Raw genomic sequence first — 20,843 nt, forward strand, 5'->3', positions numbered from 1 at the left:
GCTCAAGGCGGGGACCGACCAGCCGATCTTGACGACGTGTCCGGGCAGAAGTCGCACCACCAGGCAACGCCGCGACATCCGTCGCCGGCGTCGCCCTACGACGCCGAGGCGGCCCTGGAGCACCTCCTCGGCCGGCTGCGCGCCTCCGCCGGTGCCACCCGCGTCTCCGTGTGGGTGCACGAGGCCACCACCGAACTGGTCGTCCCGTTCCGGCGCGCCATCCGCCCCGGTGACGACCCCGCGCTGCCGCACCCGGCGATGCGCACCCCCGCGCTCCTCTCCGCCTCCCCCTTCCTCGAGGCCGTGATCCGCACCCGCCGGCCCGTCACCGGGCGCGCCGACGGCCGCCGGGCCAGCGACCAGCAGCTGGCCGCGCTCGGCATCCGGTCCGCGCACGGCGAGCCGCTCGTCCTCGACGGCGAGGTGATCGGCGTCCTGACCGTCGAGCCGGCCGCCGCCGCTGCCCCCCACCTCCTGCGGCAGGTGACCCCGAAGCTGGCCGCCGCCGTCGCCGAGGCCTGGAAGCGCCGCTCGCAGCAGCGGCGGCTGGACCAGGCCGGCGTGCTCCTCGGCCTGATCGAGTCCGCCGCCCAGGCGCAGTCGATGGACCACCTGCTCGGCTCCGCATGCCGCCAGCTCGCCGAGCTCGGCGAGGTCGAGCGGACCTGCGTCTTCCTGCTCGAGGACGGGCGGCTGGTCCCCCGCATGGCCGCCTACGCCGACGGCCGTCGCGACCTGGCCACCTGGGAGCAGTTCCGCAACGCGCCGGTCGGCCTGCAGCTGGCCGAGACGGTCCTGCGCACCGGCGAGGCCATGACCGCCGACCGCGACTCCGGCCTGGTGTCGGGGTGGTGGGTCGACTCCTTCCAGATCGCCTCCGCGCTCGCGGTGCCGCTGGGTCGCGCGCCGGAACTGGCCGGCGTCCTCACCCTCGACAGCACCCAGGTGCGGCCGTTCTCCGAGGACGTGCGCCGGCTCGCGTCCGCGGCCGGCGCCCACCTCGGTGGGGTCATCGAGCAGGCGCGCACCAGCCAGGCCCGTGCCGCGTCGCTGGCCACCGCCCGGGTGGTCCGGCAGATGCTGGTGGACGGCTCCGCGGTGACCGGTGCGGCCGAGGCGGCGGAGGTCCTGGCCCGCGCCGTCCAGCGGCTGGCCGGCACCGACCGCAGCGCCGCCTACCTGATCGGCCCCGGGGAGCGCGTCGGCGAGGTGCGCCACGTCGACTGGCCGCAGGCCCACAAGGAGATCGTGCAGACCCAGCTGGTCGGCCGCCCGGCAGCCGACGTCCCGCTGTGGCGGCTGACCTCCGAGCAGAAGACGCCGGTCTTCGTCGAGGACGCCCGGAGCAGCGACCTGCTGGACCCCCGGCTCACCGCGGCGCTAGAACTGGCCTCCTACATCAGCGTGCCGCTCATGTCCGGCGACCGGCTCATGGGCCTGGTCGTCACCGGGTCGACCGGGTCCTCGCGGGCCTGGACGCCGTCGATCCGCGACGCCGTCCGGCAGGTGACGCTCGAGGGCGCCCTCGTGGTGGAGAACGCCGAGCTGCGGGCCGCCGAGCAGCGGCGGCTGGCGCAGCTGGCCACCGAGGCCCACCACGACCCGCTCACCGGCCTGGCCAACCGCCGCCGATTCATCGAGCAGGTCGAGACCACCGTCTACGGCGACGGCGACGGCACGGGCGCGCTGCTCATGATCGACCTGGACCGCTTCAAGGAGATCAACGACAGCTTCGGCCACAGCGTCGGCGACGACCTCCTGTGCCTGGTGGGCCCGCGCCTGGAGCAGGCGCTCGGGCCGGGTGACCTGCTGGCCCGCATGGGCGGCGACGAGTTCGCCGTCCTGCTGCCCGGGGCAGGCGCCGAGCGTGCCCGCGAGGTGGCCGAGAACCTGGGCGCGGCGCTGCGGGAGGCGTTCGTCCTGGACGGCATGACCCTGCACGTCGACGCCAGCATCGGCATCGCGCTGTGCCCGGACCACGGCCGGGACCGCTCGTTGCTGCTGGCCAGGGCCGACACGGCGATGTACGCGGCCAAGCGCGGCCGGCACGGCTACGACGTGTGGGCGCCGGACGGCACCCCCGCCACCCGCGACCGGCTGGAGACGCTGGAGCAGCTGCGCGCGGCGCTGGACACCGAGCAGCTGGACAACCACTACCAGCCCAAGCTCGACCTGCGCAGCGGCGTCGTCGTCGGGGTCGAGGCGCTGGTCCGGTGGAACCACCCCGAGCGAGGGCTGCTCTACCCCGACGTCTTCCTCCCCCTGGCCGAGCAGGCCGGGCTCATGCGCCGGCTGGCGCTGCGCGTGCTCGAGCGCTCGCTGCGCGACCTGCAGGCCTGGCGGTCCCACGGGCACGACCTGTCGGTGGCGGTCAACCTGTCGGTCTCCAACCTGCAGGACGTCGCGCTCCCCGAGCAGGTCGGGATGCTGCTCGACGCCTTCTCGGTGCCGGCGGAGGCGCTGGTCCTGGAGATCACCGAGGACGTCCTCATGGCCGACGCCGCGCGCAGTCAGCAGGTCATGGCCGGGCTGCGCCGCCTCGGCGTGCGCCTGTCGGTGGACGACTACGGCACCGGCTACTCCTCGCTGGCCTACCTGCGGGCGCTGCCGGTGGACGAGCTCAAGCTCGACCGCAGCTTCGTCACGCACCTGACCACCGACGTCCGCGCGGCAGCCATCGTCCGGAGCACGCTGCAGCTGAGCCGGGACCTGGGCATGAGCATGGTGGTCGAGGGCGTCGAGGACGCCGCATCGCTCGCCGCGCTGCGCTCCTGGGGCTGCGACATCGCGCAGGGCTACCACATCTCCCGGCCCATGCCGGCCGACCGCATCCTGGGCTGGCTGGAGGCCCGGCCGGTGCCGGCCGGCGTCCTCCCCTCCCCCCGCCCCGCCCCCTGACCCGAGGGGCGCCCGACCCGTCCCCGCGGTGCGCCGGGAGGATCGACACCGTGCGCGCCGTCCCTCCCGTGACCGTCGACGACCTCGAGCGCCTGGCCGCCCGCACCTGGCGCGGCCTGGAGGAGCAGCCGCACGGCGGCTGGCTGCTCCGCGCCGGGGGCGGCTTCACCGGCCGGGCCAACTCCGCACTCGTGGTGGGGGAACCGGCCGGCGACCTGACGACGGCGGTCGCCGACGTGACCCGCTGGTACCGCGACCGGGGGCTGCGTCCCTGCGCCGCCGTGCCGACACCGGGGAGCGGAGCCGCCGACGAGGCGTTCGCGGCCGCGGGCTGGAGCCGCGACGAGGACAACCTGGTGCTCACTGCCGCGCTCCGCCCGTGGGTCACGGCCGCGGCCGACGTCCCCGTCACCCTCGCGGCGGAGCCCGACGAGGCCTGGCTCGCCGGGTACCGGTACCGGGGCGCCGCCCTGCCGCCGGCGGCCGAGACGGTGCTCCGCCGCGCCGAGCGGCCCCTGTTCGCCTCCGTGCGCCTCGACGAGCCGCCCGCCCCGCTGGCCGCCGTCGCCCGCGGCGTGCTCGCCGACGGGTGGCTGGTCATCAGCGCCGTGACCGTCGCCGACGCCCACCGCCGGCGCGGGCTGGCCACCCGGGTCATGTCCGCGCTGGCCACCGACGCGCTGGACCGCGGCGGGCACTCGTGCCTGCTGCAGGTGGCGGCGAGCAACGGCCCCGCGCTGGCCCTCTATGCCCGGCTGGGCTTCACCGAGCACCACCGCTACCACTACCGGTGGGCACCGGCGGAGGGCTGACCGGACGGGCCGGCGCCCCCAGCTCCGTTCCCGCCGCGGCGGCTGCGGCGAGCACCCCCAGCAGCAGGAACGCCGCGTTGACCACGCTCGCCGCGCCTCCGGCGAGGACGACGACCAGGTCCCCCTCCGGGCGACGGCCCATGGCGGCCACGACGACCCCGAGCCAGACCACGGCCGGCACGACGGCTACCCAGCGCGCCCCGGACAGCCGCGCCGCCGCGCGCACCAGCAGCACGTTGCCCACGACGGCGGCGAGCACCGACACCGGCACCAGCACGCCGCCCGCGCGCAGCGGCAGCCAGAAGACCTCGACCACGGCCAGCCAGCCCGCCACCAGCGCGGCGGCCAGCGCCCAGCCGGCCGGGCGCAGTCGGCTCATCCGGTCAGGCCGGCGAACAGGTCGTCCTCCCAGCCTTCCGGACCGGGACCCGCGGGCCCGCGCTCGCCCTGGACCAACCGGTAGTACTCCACGCCGAGCACCTCCAGGCCCAGGTTGTTCGAGAGGGCGAAGAAGGGTCCGTCGACCAGGATCTGCGTGGGGTGGGCCCGCATGGCGGCGTCCTTCTGCCCCGCGTGGGCCCGCCCGTCGACCGCCGCCGTCACCAGCTCGTCCGGAACGCCGAACGGGAGGTCGTCGGCGCTGGTGACGCCCTCGAAGAACGTCGTGTCGCCGGCGGCGGCCATGGCGTCGATGCCGTGCTGCAGCACCGAGCGCGGCATGCAGCACCAGTAGACCTTCGCCACGGACCAGGCCTCGCCGAGGTCCGGCCGGTACGCGGGGTCGGCGGCCGCGGCGACCGCCCCCATGGCGACCCGGTGCGCCTGGATGTGGTCCGGGTGGCCGTAGCCACCGTTCTCGTCGTAGGTGACCACCACCTGCGGCCGGGTCTCCCGCACCACGGCGACGGCGTGGCCGATCGCCTCGTCCAGGTCGGCGTTCCAGAACGCCCGCGGGTGCTCGTTGGCCGGCACCCCCATCATCCCGGAGTCGCGGTACCGGCCGGGCCCGCCGAGGAAGCGGATGTCGCTGACGCCGAGGGCCTCCATCGCGCCCCGCAGCTCCCAGATCCGGTAGCCGCCGAGCTGGTCGGCCTGGTCGGCCGCCAGCTGCTCGAGCTCGGGCACCAGGATCTCGCCCTCCTCACCCAGCGTGCAGGTGAGCAGGGTGACCTGGGCGCCCTCGGCGACGTACCGGGCCATGGTGGTGCCGTTGTTGATGGTCTCGTCGTCCGGGTGCGCATGGACGAGCAGGATGCGGCGCGAAGGAGTCACGCGATCATCTTCCCTGTCGCGCCGAGTGGGGCCCGCAGGGCTCCGCGCAGGCGTGAGGCAACGGCTCCGCGCATGACGGGACCGCACGTGCCCGCGGTGTCGTCCGGAGGACGACGGATCACTCCGTAGGGACGACGGTCTTCGCCTCGGCGAAGTGGCACGCCGAGGGGTGGCCCTGGCCGCGGTCGACCAGTGCCGGCGCCTCGGTGGCGCAGATGTCCTGGGCCTTCCAGCAGCGGGTGCGGAAGCGGCATCCCGACGGCGGGTTCGCCGGGCTGGGGACGTCGCCCTCCAGCAGGATGCGCTCCTTGAGCCCGCGCAGGTGCGGCTCGTGGACGGGGACCGACGACAGCAGGGCCTGCGTGTACGGGTGCGCGGCCGAGGTGTAGACCTGCGCGTCCGTGCCCTCCTCGACCACGCTGCCCAGATACATCACGGCGACCCGGTCGGAGATGTGCCGGACGACCGACAGGTCGTGCGCGATGAACAGGTAGGACAGGCCGAAGTCGTCCTGCAGGTCCTCGAGCAGGTTGACCACCTGGGCCTGGACCGAGACGTCCAGGGCGCTGACCGGCTCGTCGCAGACGATGATCTCCGGCTGCAGTGCCAGGGCCCGGGCGATGCCGATGCGCTGCCGCTGCCCGCCGGAGAACTGGTGGGGGTAGCGGTTGACGAAGTCGGGGTTGAGGCCCACCCGCTCCATGAGTTCCTGGGTGCGCTGCAGCCGGCCCTTGCGGGGGGCGATGTCGGCGTGCACCGACCAGCCCTCGGCGACGATGTCGCCCACGGTCATCCGCGGGTTCAGCGAGGCGTAGGGGTCCTGGAAGATGATCTGGACCTCGCGCCGGTACTGCTTGAGCGCGCGGGCGCCCATCTTCGTGACGTCGTCGCCCTTGTAGAGGATCTCCCCGCTCGTGGGCTTCTCCAGGGCGACCAGCATCTTGCTGACCGTCGACTTCCCGCAGCCGGACTCACCGACCAGGCCCATCGTCTCCCCGCGGCGGAGCGTCAGGTTGACGCCGTCGACCGCGCGGACGTGGCCCACGGTCCGCTTGAACACGACGCCCTGGGTGAGCGGGAAGTGCTTCTTGAGGTCCTTGACCTCGAGCAGGACCTCTCCGGGTGCGGCCGCCGGGCGCGGTGCCGCGGCGGCATCGGTGATGTCAGACACCGAGGACCTCCTCGCTGTAGTGGCAGGCCGCCTCGCGCCCCGGGACGACCAGCCGCAGCGGCGGGACGTCCTCGGCGCAGTGACGGCCGGGCAGTGCGTCGGCACCGAGCCGGCGCTTGGGGCACCGGGGGTGGAACGGGCACCCCGACGGGATCGAGGAGAGGTTCGGCGGCTGGCCGCCGATCGGCTGCAGCCTGCCGCCCTTCGCCTCGAGCATCGGGATGGAGGCCATCAACCCCTCGGTGTAGGGGTGGGCGGGGTTGCCGAACACGTCGTCGACCGTGCCCCGCTCGACGATACGGCCGGCGTACATGACGGCGACGTTGTCGGCGACCTCGTTGACCACGCCCAGGTCGTGGGTGATCAGGACCAGGCCCATGCCGGTGTCGCGCTGGAGGTCCTTGAGCAGGTCCATGACCTGGGCCTGGACGGTCACGTCGAGCGCCGTCGTCGGCTCGTCGGCGATCAGGATGCGCGGGTCCAGCGCGATCGCCATGGCGATCATCACGCGCTGCCGCATACCGCCGGAGAACTGGTGCGGGTAGTCGTTGACCCGCTGTGCGGCGGCCGGGATGCGCACCCGGTCCATCAGCTCGACGGCGAGCTTCTTGGCCTCCTTGCGCGAGGTGCCGCGGTGCGCGCGGAACATCTCGCCGATCTGGAAGCCCACGCTGTACACGGGGTTCAGCGAGGAGAGGGCGTCCTGGAAGATCATCGAGATCCCCGGGCCGCGGACCTTGCGCTGCTCCTCGGCCGGGGCGGTGAGCAGGTCCCGGCCCTCGAACATGATCCGGCCGCTGGTGATCTCCGCCGGCGGCATGTCGAGGATGCCCATGATCGCCTGCGCCGACACCGACTTGCCGGAGCCCGACTCGCCCAGGATCGCGACCGTCTCGCCCTCGGAGACCGTGTAGCTCACGCCGTTGACGGCGTTGACCAGCCCGGAGTCCGTGCGGAACTGCACCCGCAGGTCCTGGACCTCCAGGACCGGGCCGGAGCCGCCCCGGCCAGGGGCGTAGGGGACGGATGCTGACGCGGTGCTCATGAACGCTGCCTCGGGTCGAGGGCGTCGCGCAGGGCGTCGCCCATCATGACGAATGCCATCACCGTCATGGTCAGGATCAGGCTCGGGAAGAGGACCAGGTGCGGGGCGGTCCGCAGCAACCGCTGACCGGCGTCGATCTGCAGGCCCCACGAGATGGCCGGTCGCTGCAGGCCCACGCCGAGGAAGGTCAGCGTCGCCTCGGCCGCGATCAGCACACCGACGGTGATGGTCGCGTAGACCAGCACCGGCGCCACCGCGTTGGGCAGGATGTGCCGCACCAGGATCCGGCTGTTCGAGGCGCCCATCGCCCGTGCCGCGGCGACGTAGTCGGAGCTCTTGACCGCGATCACCTGGGAGCGGACCAGCCGCATCGCCGTCATCCAGCCGAAGGCCGCCAGCGCGATCGCCACGGCCACGACCCCGCGACCGAGGAAGCCGCTGCGCAGCACGACCAGCGCGCCCAGGATGAGCGGCAGGGCGTAGAAGATGTCGGCCACCCGCGAGAGCAGGCTGTCGACGAGGCCGCCGAAGAAGCCGCTCAGCGCACCGACGAGCACGCCCAGCACGAGGATCACCGCGACCGCCAGCAGCCCGATGATGAGGGAGTTGCGGGCCCCGAAGGCGACGTTGGCCATGTAGTCGCAGCCCTGCTGGTCGAACCCGAACCAGTGCTCGGCCGACGGCGCCTGCCCGGAGAGGGAGAGGCTGCAGTCACGGGGGTCCGCGCCGCGCGCGAAGACCTTCGGGAAGAGGGCGATCAGGACGAAGAGCAGCCCGAGCGTGGCACCGATCCAGAACAGCACGTTGCGCCGGAGCTGACGCCAGGCGTCGCTCCACAGGCTGTTCTGCGTGCCGGCGACGTCTGCCGATTCCTCAGCCGGCGGCGTCACGGTGCCGGCGCCGGTCTCGTCGTGGCCCAGGGTCGTCAGCTTGGGGTCACTCATAACGGATCCTCGGGTCGAGGACGGCGTAGAGCACGTCCACGACCAGGTTGAAGAAGATGAAGAAGAAGACCATCAGGGTCACGATGCCGACGACGACCGCGCCCTCCTGGGCGCGCACCGCGTCGAAGATGGCCCGCCCGATCCCCGGCAGGTTGAACACCGACTCGGTGACGATGGCGCCGCCGAGCAGCGTCCCGATGTCCGCACCGACGAAGGTGATCACCGGGATCAGGCTGTTGCGCAGCGTGTGCCGCACCACGACCGTCCGGTTGGGCAGGCCCTTGGCCCGGGCGGTCCGCACGTAGTCGGCCCGCATGTTCTCCGCGACGCTGGTCCGGGTCAGCCGGGCCACGTAGGCCAGCGATCCAGATGCGAGTACCAGGCCCGGGAGGATGAAGCTGTACCAGCCCTCCTGCGCCCCGGAGATCGGGAAGAGCCCCAGCTTCAGGCCGAACACGAACTGGGCGACGAAGGCGAGCACCAGGATCGGGATGGACACGACCAGGGTCGTCGACACCAGGACGACGTTGTCGAAGAAGCTGTTGCGCCGGATGCCGGCCAGGACGCCGGCGATGATGCCGATGACGGCCTCGATGGCGATGGCGACCACGGTCAGCTTGATGGTGATCGGCAGGCGCTGGGAGATGGTCTCCAGGACCGGGCGCCCGCGGAAGTCGGTGCCGAAGTCGCCCTGGGCCAGGTTGCCGAGGTACTTCAGGTACTGGACGCCCAGCGGGTCGTTGAGGTTGTACTGCTCCTTGAGCTGGGCGACCACGGCGGGTGCCAGCGGGCGGTCGCCGCCCAGGGCGCGGATCGGGTCGCCGGGCAGGGCGTACACCATCGCGAAGATGAGGAAGGACGCACCGAACAGGACCGGGATCGTCAGCAGCAGGCGGCGCGCTACGTAGCGGCCCATGTTCCCCCTCGGGTGAGCGCGTCACCGGCTCGCCGGTGACGCGGAACCATCGTGCCAAAGTCCCCCGCACGTGCGCCGCCGGGGGCGACTGTCCGATGGGACAGCACCCCCGGCGGCGGCAAGGGTCGTGCTGGGCGAGCGTCAGTTGTTGACGGTCACCTTGGAGGTGTCGACCTGCCCGAAGACGTCGACGAACACGCCGTCCACGTTCTCCGAGTGGACCGCCTGCTCGAGCCCGAAGAACATCGGGATGATCGGCATGTCCTCGAGGAGGACGTCCTCGGCCTGCTGGTAGAACTCGATGGCCTCCTCGTTGCTGGAGGCCTGGTTGCCCTGGGCCACCAGCTCGTCGAACTCGGGGTTCGAGTAGAACGAGGAGTTCGAGCCCGCCGGCGGCAGGGCCGCGGTGGAGTACAGCGGCTCCAGGTAGTTCTGCGGGCTCGGGTAGTCCATGGCCCACGCGAGGCGGAACGGCCCGGTGTAGCCCTTCTCGTCACCCAGCGGCAGGTACTGCGAGAAGTCCAGGTCGCCCCGGAGCTGGTACTCCAGGTCGAGGTTCTCCCGCAGCTGGTTGCCGATGGCCTCCATCCAGGCGTCGTGACCGGCGCCCGAGTTGAACCACAGGTCGATGGGCTGGCTGCGGTCGAAGCCGGCCTCGTCGAGGAGCTGGTTGGCCCGCTCGACGTCGACCTCGCAGTACTCGCAGGCACCCTCGCGGTACCCGTCGACGACCGGCGCGATGGCGGCGTCGGCGGGGGCACGCGTGCCGTTGAAGATGGCGTCGGTGATGGCCTCGCGGTCGATGGCCAGCGAGAGCGCCTGGCGGACCCGCTTGTCCTGGTAGCGCGGGTCGTAGGTCGGGAAGCCCACGTAGGTGAACTGCGACGACGGCGACTCGAGGAACCGGTCACCGAACTCGTCGGCCGCCGTGGTGATGGCGTCCGGCGGCACGTCCCGGGTGATGTCGAGGTTGCCGGCCTGCACCTCGGTGTAGGCGGTGTTCAGGTCCGTGAAGACCTTGTAATCCACGCCGTCGGCCTGGGCCTCGTTCTCACCGGCGTAGTCCTCGTACTTCGACAGCGTGATGCCGGTGCCGGGGACGTACTCGGAGTCGGCCTTGAACGGGCCGTTGCCGATCGGGTTCGTGCCGGCGGCCTGCGGGTCCTCGAAGAAGGACTCCGGCAGCGGGAAGAACGCGTTGTAGCCCACGGTCACGGGGAACTGGGCGAACGGCCCGGTCAGCGTGACGGTGAAGGTGGTGTCGTCGACGACCTCGAGGCCCGACATCTCCGTCGCGGCGGGCTCGCCGGTGACGTTGCCCTCCTCGTCCGTCGGCGCCTGCAGGTCCTCGTAGCCCTCGATGTTCGAGAAGAAGTACGACGCACCCTGGGCGTTCGGGCTGTAGGCGGTGTAGTTCCAGGCGTCGACGAAGGACTGCGCCGTCACCGGGGTGCCGTCGTGGAAGGTCCAGCCGTCGTTGAGCGTGACCGTCCAGGTGACGTTGTCCTCGGACTCGATCGACTCCGCGACGCCGGTGTACTCGACCTCACCCTCCGGGCCGTACTGGATCAAGCCGGTCCACAGGGACTTGACGACCTGCGAACCCTCGCTCTCGGTGGTGTTGCCGGGCACCAGCGGGTTCTCAGGCTCGTCGATGTACATGCTGAAGGTGCCGCCGGTCGAGCCGCCGCCACCCTCCCCGCCGTTGTCGTCGCTACCGCCGCAGGCGGACAGCACCATCGCGGCGGTGATGCTCGCCGCGACGAGCGCACCTCTGCGCTTGCTCAGGTTCACGTGCAATGCCTCCCTCGTCCCGCGTCGCGCGGGGGGAACGGACAGGTCGACCAGGACCCGTGGGGCCTGTGGACGACTGATTGGTCACGAGCCGAACGCAACCGGGTGACGGAGCCACCAGGACTGCGACGGGTGGACCCTAGGCACGCCTCGAAGAGGGTGTCCACGGACGTCATCGAGTTGTGACCTGGGCTCACGAATCGCGCGCCAACCGTAACTTCCACGCCTCATGCGCCCGCGCCGGCCCGGTCTTTCCGCCCGTCCACGAGGTCCGCCGGAGGCCTTCCCGCAGGTCGGCGGCACGGGGTGTCGCGAGCCCGCCCGCTGGGTATGGGCCCCTGGACGGACTGACAACGACACGGAGGTGGCTCGAGATGAGCGGCACGGACAAGCTGACGAACAAGATCGAAGAGATGTCCGGCAAGGGCAAGCAGGCCGTGGGTGACGCGACCGACGACCGTGACCTCCAGGCCGAGGGCAAGAAGGAAGAGTCCAAGAGCAACCTCAAGCAGGGCGTCGAGAACATCAAGGACGCCTTCAAGTCCTGAGGTAACTCCTCCTGCGACTACGGGCGCCGCTCCCCCACGGGGACCGGCGCCCGTCGTCGTCCTCCCGCTTCTCCGCGGAAAAGTAGCCGTGCTTTTCCGCGGAAACTCATCCCCCCGGGCCGGCCGCCGCCAGAGCCGACCCGATCCGCGCCATCAGCGAGTCCATGTCCCTCAGATCGTGAGCGGCCACCCGGATCACTCGCCAACCGGCTCGGAGCAGTCGCTCGTAGCGCGCATCGTCACGCGCCAGCTGCACCCCGTCGAAGTGGTAGGCGCCTTCGTACTCGACGATCACCCGCTGCTCGGGCCAGGCGAGGTCCACCCGCCCCAGCCAGGCACCGTCGTGCACGACCTCGTACTGCGGAACCGGCGCCGGAAGCCCCCCGAGCACGCAGGCGACGCGCACCCACGACTCCGGGGGTGACTCCGCGCGGCCGTCGACCAGCTGGAACGCCCGGCGGACCCGGCGCGATCCCCAGGCACCGCCGCGGTCGAGTACGAGACGCAGGAGAGCCTCGGGGGTCACCAGCCCGCGGCGCACCATGTCGTCGAGGACGCCGACCGCGTTCCCTACGGACTCGTGGGCTGCGACGTCCCACGCGGTACGCGCCGCGACGGTGAAGCGGAGATCGCCGTCCACCACGACGTCGGCAGGTGACAGCCCGGCCGTGTGCACGCGAACGCCCCGCGGCCCTCGCCACTTGGTCCCGTGCGGAACGACGACCACCACCGGGTCCGTGAACGAGGGACTCGGGCCCCCGAGCAGGGCCGCGGCGGTCCGGCCACCGAAAGCTGCCACGGGCGGCATGAGCAGCGACGCCGCGCGGGTCTTGAGCATGTGGTCCCGAGGTTGCGAGGGGTCGGCGTAGACCCCGTGCAGGACACGGAGGTACGGCCCGTTGTTCAGCTGGGCCCTGCTCAGCACTCCTTCCGACACAGCGTGGGCCCCGACGAAGACGCCGTGGAGACCCTGAGACCGCAGAAGCACGGGCCCATGCTGACGGGAGGCGGACACATCGCGCTGGCGTCGTCCACAACCCAGCTTTTCCGCGGAAAAGCTGGGGTGAGTTTCCGCGGAAAAGCTCGGTCGGGTCAGAGGCGGGCGAGGAAGGTGCGGACGGCGGGGAGGAGCGGGCGGTCGGCGGGGATCCAGTTCAGCGCCTCCAGCTCGTCGGCCCCCACCCAGCGCAGCTCGCCGTGCTCGTGCGCCACCGGCTCGCCCTCGGCGACCCGCGCCCACCAGACGCGCATGGTCGACGCGCCCGGCGCGCCACCACCGACGACGCCGTCCAGCGGCACCTCGCCAAGGAACGCCTGCGGGGCGACGACGACGCCGAGCTCCTCCGCGCACTCGCGGACCAGCGCCGCCAGCTCCGCCTCGCCCGGCTCCACCTTGCCGCCGGGGAACTCCCAGCAGCCGTCGAAGGGCCCCCCGGACCGCTGGGCCACGAGCACCCGGTCCCCGTCGACCAGCGCCGCGCCGACGACCTGGACGACGTCGAGCGCCCGGCGCGCGGCGACCGCGGCGTAGGCGTCCAGGTGCGCCTGCATGGCCCGGACGATCCTGCGGCGGAGCACCACCTGGTCCACGAAGCCCCCGAGCACGCCGGGCAGACCGCTCTCCCAGTCCACCTGCTCGTCGACCAGCGTGCCGGCGCCGGTGGCCGAGAAGCGTCGTGAGTGGGACACCCAGCGCCCGCCGGTCCGGGGACCGGAGACGAAGACGTCCCGCTCCGGTCGCACGGAGGCGACCTCCTCCAGCGGGAAGGACCACGGCCGGCCGAGGGCGCGGGCGACGTCGAACGCCACGGTCAGCGGCGCCTCCACCAACGTGGTGAAACGCAGCTGGAACACGGGTCCACCTTGGCAGACCAGGGCAGGATGCCCTCCGTGCGCATCAATGCCCGGGTCGACTACGCGGTCCGGGCCGTCGTGGAGCTGGCCGCCGCCGCTCCGGGCTCGCTGACCGCCGAGCGCATCGCCACGGCGCAGGACATCCCCGGCCGGTTCCTGCAGGCGATCCTCACCGACCTGCAGCGCGCCCGGCTGGTCACCAGCCAGCGCGGCCGGGAGGGCGGCTACCGGCTCGCGCTGCCCGCGTCGGAGATCTCGATCGCCCGGGTGATGCGCGTGGAGCAGGGATTCCTGGCCGAGGTGCACGGCCAGCGCCCGGAGGAGGTCAGCTACCCGGGCCCCGCGGCCGAGCTGGCCAGCGTGTGGGTGGCCGCCCGGGAGGCCTACCGCCGGGTGCTGGAGGGCGTGACCGTCGCCGACGTCGTCGCCGGGCAGCTGCCGGCGCACGCCGCGGAGCTCGTCGCCATCGACAACGCCTGGCGCTCCTTCACCGAGCCGGCGCAGGACTGACCCCGGACCCGGTCGCACACGAGCCGACGGCCGGCGGCGACACTGGCGGCATGACCGCTGCACCGCGCCCGGGCGTCACCGTCTTCCTGACCGGCCTCTCCGGCGCGGGCAAGTCCACGATCGCCGACGCGCTGGTCGCCGGGCTGGAGGCCGAGGGCCGGCCGGTGACCGTCCTCGACGGCGACGTCGTCCGCACCCACCTGTCCAGCGAGCTGACCTTCGCCAAGGAGCACCGCGACCTCAACATCCGGCGCATCGGCTGGGTGGCCGGCGAGGTCGTCAAGCACGGCGGCACGGCGGTGGTGGCGGCGATCGCCCCGTACGAGGCCGCCCGCGAGGAGGCCCGCCAGCTGGTGGAGAAGCACGGCCGGTTCGTGCTGGTGCACCTCGCCACCCCGCTGGAGGTCTGCGAGCAGCGCGACGTCAAGGGGCTGTACGCCAAGGCGCGGGCGGGAGAGATCCCCGGCTTCACCGGGGTCAGCGACCCCTACGAGCCGCCGGCGCGCGCCGAGCTGGTCATCGACACCTCGCTCACCCCGCTGGCCGAATCGGTCGCCCTGATCCGCGCCGAGATCGACCGGGCCTGACCCGCTCACCCCCCGGACGGGCCCGTGCGCCGCGGCGCACGGCGCCACTGTGGCACCATCGACGCATGACCGATGGCAGCGCGCTCCTCGTCGCGCGGCTGCACATCGATCTGGCGCTCGTCTCCAGCGCCGCCTGTCGCGCCGCGCGCTGACCCAGGTTCACCCGCGCAGCTCTCCCGCTACGCCCCGATCCAGCAGCGCCCCCGTCCTCCGGCCCGGCTGCCGGGCGGGCGGCGAGCGCAGGAAGAAGTACGCCACGTGAGCACCCCCACCCGCACCAGCAACCGGCCGCAGCGCGGTCAGGGCCAGTGGGCGCTGGGCTACCGCGAGCCGCTCAACCCCAACGAGCGGATGAAGAAGGACTCCGACGGGCTCGAGGTCCGGCAGCGGATCCTCGACATCTACTCGAAGACCGGCTTCCACGGCATCGACCCCGGCGACCTCCGCGGCCGCATGCGCTGGATGGGTCTCTACACCCAGCGGGCCCAGGGCATCCCCGGCGGCAAGACCGCCGTGCTGGAGCCCGAGGAGCTCGAGGACTCCTACTTCATGATGCGGGCCCGCATCGACGGCGGGCAGCTGACCAGCGACGCGCTCCGCATCCTGGGCGGGATCAGCACCGAGTTCGGCCGCGACGTCGCCGACGTCACCGACCGGCAGAACGTGCAGTACCACTGGATCCGGATCGAGGACGTGCCCGAGATCTGGCGGCGGCTGGAGTCGGTGGGCCTGTCCACGATGGAGGCCTGCGGCGACGTGCCGCGCGTCATGCTCGGCTGCCCGCTGGCCGGGATCCTCGAGGACGAGGTCCTCGACGCCACCGACGTCATCGCCGCGACCGTCGAGAAGTACCTCGGCAGCCCGGAGTTCAGCAACCTGCCGCGCAAGTGGAAGACGTCGATGTCCGGCTGCGTCGACCACTGCACCGAGCCCGAGATCGACGACGTCTCCTTCGTGGGAGTCGTCAACGAGGCGGGGGAGGCCGGCTACGACCTGTGGGTCGGCGGCGGCCTGTCGACCAACCCGATGTTCGCCCAGCGGCTCGGCGTCTTCGTGCGACCCGAGCAGGTCACCGACGTGTGGGCCGCCTGCACCTCGGTCTTCCGCGACTACGGATACCGCCGGCAGCGCAACCGCGCCCGGATCAAGTTCCTCATGGCCGACTGGGGTCCGGAGAAGTTCCGGCAGGTGCTGCAGGACGAGTACCTGCACGAGACCCTGCCCGACGGCCCCGCGCCGGCTCCGGCCAAGCACGACCAGCGCGACCACGTCGGCGTCAGCCGGCAGAAGGACGGCAACAACGCCGTCGGCTTCGCGCTGCGCACCGGCCGGATCAGCGGCTCGCTGCTCACCACGATCGCGAACCTGGCCGACGAGTACGGCCAGGGGCGCATCCGGACGACGACGCAGCAGAAGCTGGTCATCCTCGACGTGCCCGACGACAAGGTCGAGGCGCTGGTCACCGCGCTGGCCGAGCACGACCTCCAGGTGCGGCCGAGCGCCTTCCGCCGCGGCACCATGGCCTGCACCGGCCTGGAGTTCTGCAAGCTGGCGATCGTCGAGACCAAGCAGCACGCGCAGGACCTCTACGCGGAGCTGGAGAAGCGGCTGCCGGACTTCGACGTGCCGATCGGCATCAACGTCAACGGCTGCCCGAACAGCTGCGCCCGGTTCCAGACCGCCGACATCGGCTTCAAGGGGTCGATGGTCAAGGACGACAGCGGCGAGATGGTGGAGGGCTTCCAGGTCCACCTCGGCGGGCACCTCGGCGTGGAGGCCACCTTCGGCCGCAAGTTCCGCGGCCACAAGGTGACCAAGGCCGAGACCGCCGACTACTGCGAGCGCATCCTGCGCGGCTTCGTGGAGCGCCGGACCGACGGCGAGTCGTTCGCGCACTACGTGTCCCGCGCCGAGGAGTCCTGGTTGCTGTGACGGGGCCCCTGTGAGTGACGAGGACGGCGGGTCGGGAAGGCAACGCCAGCTACCGGTGTTCCACTGCCCGTACTGCGGGGACGAGGACCTGACCCCGTACGAGGACGAGAAGACCTCGGGCTGGCGGTGCAGCGCCTGCCTGCGGGCGTTCTCCGTCCGCCTGATCGGAACGGGAGTGCAGCAGGGATGACGACCGCCATCGCAGCGACGCCGGAGCTCGCCGCCGAAGCCGACGCCCGGTTCGAGGGCATCGCCGACCCGGTCGAGCAGGCGCTCGCCGTGCTGCGCTGGGCCGGGGAGACCTTCGGCGACCAGTTCGCCATCACCTCCTCCATGGCCGACGGGCTGCTGTCCCACCTGGCCTCCCGGGTGATCCCCGGCGTCAACGTCGTCTTCCTCGACACCGGCTACCACTTCGCCGAGACCATCGGCACCCGCGACTGGATCAGCAGCGTCCTGCCGATCACGCTGCACAACGTCACCCCGCCGCAGACGGTGGCCGAGCAGGACCTCTCCTTCGGGCCGAAGCTGCACGACCGCGATCCCGACCTGTGCTGCGAGCTGCGCAAGGTCAAGCCGCTGGCCCAGGCCCTGGCCGGGTTCACGGCCTGGGGTTCCGGCGTCCGGCGGGACGAGTCGCCGACCCGCGCCGGGACGAGGCTGGTCGACTGGGACGCCAAGCGCGGCATGGTGAAGGTCAACCCGATGGCGGCCTGGACCCAGGACGTCGTCGACGCCTACACCGCCGAGCACCAGATCCCGGTCAACCCGCTGTTCGAGCTGGGCTACGGCTCGATCGGCTGCGCGCCGTGCACCCGTCCGGTCGCCCCGGGCGAGGACCCGCGGGCCGGCCGCTGGGCGGGGTCGAACAAGACCGAGTGCGGCCTGCACACCTGAGCGAGGATGGGGAGATGCCCCGTCCACCCCGCCTCTCCCCCGACGAGCTCGCCGCCGCGATGCACGGACTGCCGCTGTGGTCGGGGGACGGCGACGGCATCCGTCGCACCGTCGAGCTGCCGAGCTTCCGCGACGCCGTCGCCGCGATCGGAACGATCGCCGACGTCGCCGAGGAGATGGACCACCACCCCGACGTCGACCTCCGCTACCGGAAGCTGCACCTGACGCTGGTCAGCCATTCGGCCGGCGGCGTCAGCGAGCTGGACCTCGAGCTGGCCCGCCGGATCGACGCCCTGCTCCCCGGCTGAACGACGGTATCCGCCCGGGCGTCAGGGCAGCGGGCAGAAGAGGTCCACCCGGTAACCGTCCGGGTCGGCGACCGTCGCGTATCGCTGCCCCCACGGCGCGTCGTACGGCTCCTTGACCACCGTGTGGCCCACCGACCTGATGCGGGAGACCGTCTCGTCGACCTCGCGCGGCGACCCGGCGCGCATCGCGAAGCCGGCGGCGGTGCCGGGCCGGGGCTGCTCCCCGTAGAGGCCGGCAATGACCGAGACCTCGTCGATCATCAGACGGACGCCGGAGTCGTCCTCGGCCTCGAGATGCGGGTCGTCCGCCTCCACCTCCGGGAACCGGAAACCGAGCAGCTCGTAGAAGCCCCGTGCGCGCGGGAGATCGCTCGCGCACACGGCAACCGCGTAGATCGTCATGCTCTCCGTCTACCAGGCGCTGTCGGCGGCGATGCGCCGCCGGGCCGTGGCCGAGCAGGACCTCGAACTGGCCCGCCGGATCGACGCGCTGCTCCACTCGGCTGCCGCAGCCCACGCGGGTGCGATGGTCTGAGCATGACAGCGGACGACGTCGTGGTCGTGCCCGAGCAGCCGGATGCGCGGGCCCGGGGTCCGATGACGGGGACCGAACGCGAGGTGCTCGACCACTGGGTCGACTTCTACCGCGACACGGTGCTCCTGAAGATCGCCGGGCTCGACGGCGACCAGCTCGCCCGCCGCCCGGTGCCGCCGTCGTCCCTGAGTCTCATCGGCGTGGTGCGGCACCTCACCGAGGTGGAGGCCTACTGGCTCCGCGTCGTCCTGCTCGACGAGCCGGACGTCCCCGACTGCTACTGCACGCCTGCCAGTCCTGACGGCGACTTCGACGACGTCGATCCCGTCACCGCCGCCGCCGCGGACGTCGCGGCCTACCGCGCCGTGCTGGCCGTCACCCGGGGAAACGTCGCGGCGTGGGCCGACCTCGACGCCCCGGTCCGCGGCCTGCGCCGGGGCGAGCCCGTGAACCTCCGCTGGATCCTCACGCACCTCGTCGAGGAGTACGCCCGCCACCTCGGCCACATGGACCTGCTCCGCGAGGCGCTCGACGGTCGCACGGGTTACTGAGCGAGCCCCGCACCCGGACGGGTGCGGGGCTCGCCGAGCTCCTGGGTGGTCGTCAGCTGCCGACGCGGCCGCCGTCCTGGCGGTAGGCGACGGCGACGCTGGGCCGGGGGAACGGCCTGACCCGGCGCCGGTCCGGCCACGTGCTGGACGGGCTGTCGACGGTCGAGCCCTCGGTCTCACCGGGGTGCTGCACCGCCACGAAGACCGACCGCGCGTCCCGCGTGATCAGCGGCCCACTGCACTCGGCGCCGAAGGGCACGGTGAGGAACCGCTTCACCAGGCCGCGCTCCCGCCCCTCGGTGGGGACGGCGTAGAGCCCGTCGTTGCTGCCGGGCAGGTTGCTCGGGCTGCCGTCGGTGGAGATCCACAGGTTGCCCGCCGGGTCGAACTCCACGTTGTCCGGGCAGGAGATCGCGCTGACCTTGGACTTGTCGAAGCCGGCGAAGTAGGTGCTCGGGTCCGACGGGTCGCCGGCCACGAGGAAGATGCGCCAGGAGAAGCGCTCCCCCGCAGCGCCCGCGGTCTCCTCCCACTCCACGATGTGCCCGTGCCGGTTGGCGGTGCGCGGGTTGGCCTCGTCGGCCTTGGGGTTGGTGCCGGTGCCGCGGTTGGTGTTGTTCGTCAGCGCCGCGTAGACCCGCCCGTTGACCGGGTTGACCTGGATGTCCTCGGGCCGGTCCATCTTCGTGGGGGCCCACGCGGGGCCGAGCGCGCTCAGCTCGTCTGCGGCCAGCCGGGTGAAGGTCAGCACCCAGGCGACGTCCCGGCCGGGGACCGTCGACTGCCCGTTCTTCACCAGCGGGATCCACCGGCCGGTGCCGTCGAACTCGCGGTCGCTGGGCAGCGTCCCGGCACCGGTGATCTCCGCGGCCGGGGAGTCGCCGGTGAACTGCGCGACGTAGAGGTCGCCCTCGTCGAGCAGGGTGAGGTTGTGCGCCCGGGACGCCCAGTCGTTGCCTGGCCGGTACTTCTTCTTCGACACGAACTTGTAGATGTAGTCGAAGCGCTCGTCGTCACCGGAGTAGGCGATGACGCGGCCGTCCTCACCGATCCGGACGTTGGCGCCCTCGTGCTTGAACCGGCCGAGCGCGGTGCGCTTCTTGGGCCGCGACGTCGGGTCGTAGGGGTCCACCTCGACGACCCAGCCGAAGCGGTTCACCTCGTTGGGCTCGGCGGCGACGTCGAAGCGCGGGTCCACCTCGTGCCAGCGGCGCCCGGCCGCGGAGCTCGTGGAGATCCCGTACCGCGCCAGGCGCCGCTCGGGGTCGGCCACCGGCCCCGACGCCGGCCCGAAGTACTGGTTGAAGTTCTCCTCGCCGTGCAGCGTGGTGCCCCACGGCGTCTGGCCGCCGGCGCAGTTGTTGAGCGTGCCGAGGACGGTGCGCCCACGCGGGTCGGCCTTGGTCTTGAGGTACTCCGACCCGGCCGCCGGACCGGTGAACTCCATCGGCGTCTCGGCGGTGATCCGCCGGTTGCGCTTCCCGTTGCGGACGGGGCGCCACTCCCCCGAGTTGCCGTGCCGCCGGACCTCGACGACGGAGATGCCGTGGGCCATCATCGCGATCTTCTTCTGCTCCGGCGTCGTGGGCGCGGACTCGCTGGCCACCTTGGAGAACATCAGCTGCTCGTTGGTGTACTCGTGGTTGACCACGAGCAGGGCCTCGCGGTCCTTGTCGTCCAGCGGCAGCAGGCCGATGTAGTCGCAGTTGTAGCCGAACTGCTTGGCCTGGGCCTCCGGCGTCTGCCGGTCGATGTCGAAGTCGGGGGCGCCCTTCTCCACCGGGTCGCCCCAGCGCATGACGACCGAGTAGCGGTACCCGGTGGCCGTGACCAGCTCGTCGAGGGTGTTCTGCTCGACCGGCCGGAAGGTCAGCGCGCCGTCGCGGCTCCCGCCGCCGGGGCGGCCACCGTGGCCGTGGCCGCGGTCGCCCGCGGCGGCCGAGGTGGCGGGGCCGGCCACGACGAGCAGCGCGCCGGCGCCGGCGGCCTTGAGCACGTTCCGGCGGCTGAACGCCGTCTGCACGACGTCGGCGAACGTCGGGTTGTCGCTCTGGTTGGGGACGGCGGCGTCGCAGGCGTTGCCGCACTTGTAGAAGCAGGTCACGTGGCTGCGGTTGCCGTGCCGCACGGTGTTCAGGAACGGCAGCAGCGCACGGGAGCGGGGCTCCTGGATGTCGGTCATCGGGTCCCTCTGGTCGCGCGGGAGGCGGGCGCCAGAAGCCAAGCGCGCCCGGTCCACGCGCCGGTGACCGAGAGATGAACCGACGGT

General features: G+C 72.3%; 22 protein-coding genes. 11 read left to right on the plus strand and 11 right to left on the minus strand.

The window, feature by feature from the left end; all coding sequences use genetic code 11:
- The first annotated feature begins 36 nt into the window (after positions 1-36).
- Both GCU60_RS12420 and GCU60_RS12425 read left to right on the plus strand, forming a co-directional pair.
- Positions 37-2,898: an EAL domain-containing protein gene (locus GCU60_RS12420; RefSeq protein ID WP_163205626.1), complete on the plus strand. Its 2,862-nt coding sequence runs from the start codon at positions 37-39 to the stop codon at positions 2,896-2,898.
- 50 nt (positions 2,899-2,948) lie between these two features.
- Complete coding sequence (locus GCU60_RS12425; protein ID WP_163205628.1) at positions 2,949-3,710, plus strand: GNAT family N-acetyltransferase; 762 nt, start codon at positions 2,949-2,951, stop codon at positions 3,708-3,710.
- Here GCU60_RS12425 and GCU60_RS12430 read toward each other — a convergent pair.
- From GCU60_RS12430 to GCU60_RS12460, 7 genes are all read right to left on the minus strand, one after another.
- Positions 3,661-4,089, minus strand: coding sequence for a hypothetical protein (locus GCU60_RS12430; RefSeq protein ID WP_163205630.1), 429 nt, complete (start codon positions 4,087-4,089; stop codon positions 3,661-3,663). The genes GCU60_RS12425 and GCU60_RS12430 overlap by 50 nt on opposite strands.
- A complete protein-coding gene (gene mshB, locus GCU60_RS12435) occupies positions 4,086-4,982 on the minus strand; it encodes an N-acetyl-1-D-myo-inositol-2-amino-2-deoxy-alpha-D-glucopyranoside deacetylase (protein WP_163205632.1) in 897 nt (298 codons plus the stop codon). Before mshB ends, GCU60_RS12430 begins: the two co-directional genes overlap by 4 nt.
- A gap of 118 nt (positions 4,983-5,100) precedes the next feature.
- A complete protein-coding gene (locus GCU60_RS12440; RefSeq protein ID WP_163205634.1) occupies positions 5,101-6,153 on the minus strand; it encodes a dipeptide ABC transporter ATP-binding protein in 1,053 nt (350 codons plus the stop codon).
- On the minus strand, positions 6,146-7,198 hold the full coding sequence (locus GCU60_RS12445; RefSeq protein ID WP_163205636.1) for an ABC transporter ATP-binding protein: 1,053 nt from the start codon (positions 7,196-7,198) through the stop codon (positions 6,146-6,148). Before GCU60_RS12445 ends, GCU60_RS12440 begins: the two co-directional genes overlap by 8 nt.
- Positions 7,195-8,142 (minus strand): ABC transporter permease, encoded by a 948-nt coding sequence (locus GCU60_RS12450; protein WP_163205638.1) that lies wholly within the window; start codon positions 8,140-8,142, stop codon positions 7,195-7,197. Before GCU60_RS12450 ends, GCU60_RS12445 begins: the two co-directional genes overlap by 4 nt.
- Positions 8,135-9,058 carry an ABC transporter permease gene (locus GCU60_RS12455; RefSeq protein WP_163205640.1) on the minus strand — a complete coding sequence of 308 codons (924 nt, stop codon included), beginning with the start codon at positions 9,056-9,058 and terminating at the stop codon, positions 8,135-8,137. The genes GCU60_RS12450 and GCU60_RS12455 overlap by 8 nt, the downstream gene beginning before the upstream one ends.
- A 141-nt stretch (positions 9,059-9,199) precedes the next feature.
- Complete coding sequence (locus GCU60_RS12460) at positions 9,200-10,852, minus strand: peptide ABC transporter substrate-binding protein (RefSeq protein WP_345770562.1); 1,653 nt, start codon at positions 10,850-10,852, stop codon at positions 9,200-9,202.
- A gap of 374 nt (positions 10,853-11,226) precedes the next feature.
- Here GCU60_RS12460 and GCU60_RS12465 point away from each other — a divergent pair, with 374 nt between their 5' ends.
- Positions 11,227-11,400: a CsbD family protein gene (locus GCU60_RS12465; protein ID WP_163205642.1), complete on the plus strand. Its 174-nt coding sequence runs from the start codon at positions 11,227-11,229 to the stop codon at positions 11,398-11,400.
- A 106-nt stretch (positions 11,401-11,506) separates the two neighbouring features.
- Here GCU60_RS12465 and GCU60_RS12470 read toward each other — a convergent pair whose 3' ends face one another.
- Positions 11,507-12,388 carry a DUF559 domain-containing protein gene (locus GCU60_RS12470; protein WP_163205644.1) on the minus strand — a complete coding sequence of 294 codons (882 nt, stop codon included), beginning with the start codon at positions 12,386-12,388 and terminating at the stop codon, positions 11,507-11,509.
- A gap of 104 nt (positions 12,389-12,492) precedes the next feature.
- The gene (locus GCU60_RS19905) at positions 12,493-13,254 is read right to left on the minus strand and encodes a (deoxy)nucleoside triphosphate pyrophosphohydrolase (protein ID WP_345770563.1); all 762 of its coding nucleotides are present in this window, start codon (positions 13,252-13,254) and stop codon (positions 12,493-12,495) included.
- A 27-nt stretch (positions 13,255-13,281) separates the two neighbouring features.
- On the opposite strand from GCU60_RS19905, the gene GCU60_RS12480 reads away from it, so the two are divergent.
- The 6 genes from GCU60_RS12480 (at position 13,282) to GCU60_RS12505 (ending at position 17,488) form a co-directional block, all read left to right on the plus strand.
- The gene (locus tag GCU60_RS12480; RefSeq protein ID WP_204261923.1) at positions 13,282-13,764 is read left to right on the plus strand and encodes an RrF2 family transcriptional regulator; all 483 of its coding nucleotides are present in this window, start codon (positions 13,282-13,284) and stop codon (positions 13,762-13,764) included.
- Positions 13,765-13,814: 50 nt separating this feature from the next.
- The gene (cysC, locus tag GCU60_RS12485; protein ID WP_163205649.1) at positions 13,815-14,351 is read left to right on the plus strand and encodes an adenylyl-sulfate kinase; all 537 of its coding nucleotides are present in this window, start codon (positions 13,815-13,817) and stop codon (positions 14,349-14,351) included.
- Between the two features lie 258 nt (positions 14,352-14,609).
- The gene (locus GCU60_RS12490; RefSeq protein WP_163205651.1) at positions 14,610-16,283 is read left to right on the plus strand and encodes a nitrite/sulfite reductase; all 1,674 of its coding nucleotides are present in this window, start codon (positions 14,610-14,612) and stop codon (positions 16,281-16,283) included.
- A 10-nt stretch (positions 16,284-16,293) separates the two neighbouring features.
- Positions 16,294-16,473, plus strand: coding sequence for an Insertion element protein (locus GCU60_RS12495; protein WP_163205653.1), 180 nt, complete (start codon positions 16,294-16,296; stop codon positions 16,471-16,473).
- The gene (locus GCU60_RS12500) at positions 16,470-17,180 is read left to right on the plus strand and encodes a phosphoadenylyl-sulfate reductase (protein ID WP_163205655.1); all 711 of its coding nucleotides are present in this window, start codon (positions 16,470-16,472) and stop codon (positions 17,178-17,180) included. Before GCU60_RS12495 ends, GCU60_RS12500 begins: the two co-directional genes overlap by 4 nt.
- A 14-nt stretch (positions 17,181-17,194) precedes the next feature.
- Entirely contained in the window at positions 17,195-17,488 is a 294-nt protein-coding gene (locus GCU60_RS12505; protein WP_163205657.1) for a 4a-hydroxytetrahydrobiopterin dehydratase, read from the plus strand.
- A gap of 21 nt (positions 17,489-17,509) precedes the next feature.
- Here GCU60_RS12505 and GCU60_RS12510 read toward each other — a convergent pair whose 3' ends face one another.
- On the minus strand, positions 17,510-17,890 hold the full coding sequence (locus GCU60_RS12510; RefSeq protein WP_163205659.1) for a VOC family protein: 381 nt from the start codon (positions 17,888-17,890) through the stop codon (positions 17,510-17,512).
- Here GCU60_RS12510 and GCU60_RS21075 point away from each other — a divergent pair.
- Together GCU60_RS21075 and GCU60_RS12515 are read left to right on the plus strand one after the other, a co-directional pair.
- Positions 17,889-18,023 carry a hypothetical protein gene (locus GCU60_RS21075; protein WP_275585517.1) on the plus strand — a complete coding sequence of 45 codons (135 nt, stop codon included), beginning with the start codon at positions 17,889-17,891 and terminating at the stop codon, positions 18,021-18,023. The two genes, GCU60_RS12510 and GCU60_RS21075, sit on opposite strands and share 2 nt — an antisense overlap.
- Positions 18,024-18,025: 2 nt before the next feature.
- Positions 18,026-18,574, plus strand: coding sequence for a DinB family protein (locus tag GCU60_RS12515; RefSeq protein ID WP_163205661.1), 549 nt, complete (start codon positions 18,026-18,028; stop codon positions 18,572-18,574).
- A 52-nt stretch (positions 18,575-18,626) separates the two neighbouring features.
- Here the strand turns inward: GCU60_RS12515 and GCU60_RS12520 are convergent, their stop codons facing one another.
- Positions 18,627-20,756, minus strand: a complete 2,130-nt coding sequence (locus GCU60_RS12520; protein WP_163205663.1) for a PhoX family protein — start codon at positions 20,754-20,756, stop codon at positions 18,627-18,629.
- Between the last annotated feature and the right edge of the window lie 87 nt (positions 20,757-20,843).

Origin of the sequence: Blastococcus saxobsidens, assembly GCF_010682065.1 — a bacterium.
GTDB lineage: Bacteria > Actinomycetota > Actinomycetes > Mycobacteriales > Geodermatophilaceae > Blastococcus > Blastococcus saxobsidens_B.

Coding starts and splice junctions, on each gene's coding strand:
- cysC (WP_163205649.1), top strand. CDS start 13,815: ATGACCGCTGCACCGCGCCCGGGCGTCACCGTCTTCCTGACCGGCCTC.
- GCU60_RS12455 (WP_163205640.1), bottom strand. CDS start 9,058: ATGGGCCGCTACGTAGCGCGCCGCCTGCTGCTGACGATCCCGGTCCTG.
- GCU60_RS12505 (WP_163205657.1), top strand. CDS start 17,195: ATGCCCCGTCCACCCCGCCTCTCCCCCGACGAGCTCGCCGCCGCGATG.
- GCU60_RS12450 (WP_163205638.1), bottom strand. CDS start 8,142: ATGAGTGACCCCAAGCTGACGACCCTGGGCCACGACGAGACCGGCGCC.
- GCU60_RS12520 (WP_163205663.1), bottom strand. CDS start 20,756: ATGACCGACATCCAGGAGCCCCGCTCCCGTGCGCTGCTGCCGTTCCTG.
- GCU60_RS12465 (WP_163205642.1), top strand. CDS start 11,227: ATGAGCGGCACGGACAAGCTGACGAACAAGATCGAAGAGATGTCCGGC.
- GCU60_RS12515 (WP_163205661.1), top strand. CDS start 18,026: ATGACAGCGGACGACGTCGTGGTCGTGCCCGAGCAGCCGGATGCGCGG.
- GCU60_RS12430 (WP_163205630.1), bottom strand. CDS start 4,089: ATGAGCCGACTGCGCCCGGCCGGCTGGGCGCTGGCCGCCGCGCTGGTG.
- GCU60_RS12445 (WP_163205636.1), bottom strand. CDS start 7,198: ATGAGCACCGCGTCAGCATCCGTCCCCTACGCCCCTGGCCGGGGCGGC.
- GCU60_RS21075 (WP_275585517.1), top strand. CDS start 17,889: ATGCTCTCCGTCTACCAGGCGCTGTCGGCGGCGATGCGCCGCCGGGCC.
- GCU60_RS12480 (WP_204261923.1), top strand. CDS start 13,282: ATGCCCTCCGTGCGCATCAATGCCCGGGTCGACTACGCGGTCCGGGCC.
- GCU60_RS12500 (WP_163205655.1), top strand. CDS start 16,470: ATGACGACCGCCATCGCAGCGACGCCGGAGCTCGCCGCCGAAGCCGAC.
- GCU60_RS12510 (WP_163205659.1), bottom strand. CDS start 17,890: ATGACGATCTACGCGGTTGCCGTGTGCGCGAGCGATCTCCCGCGCGCA.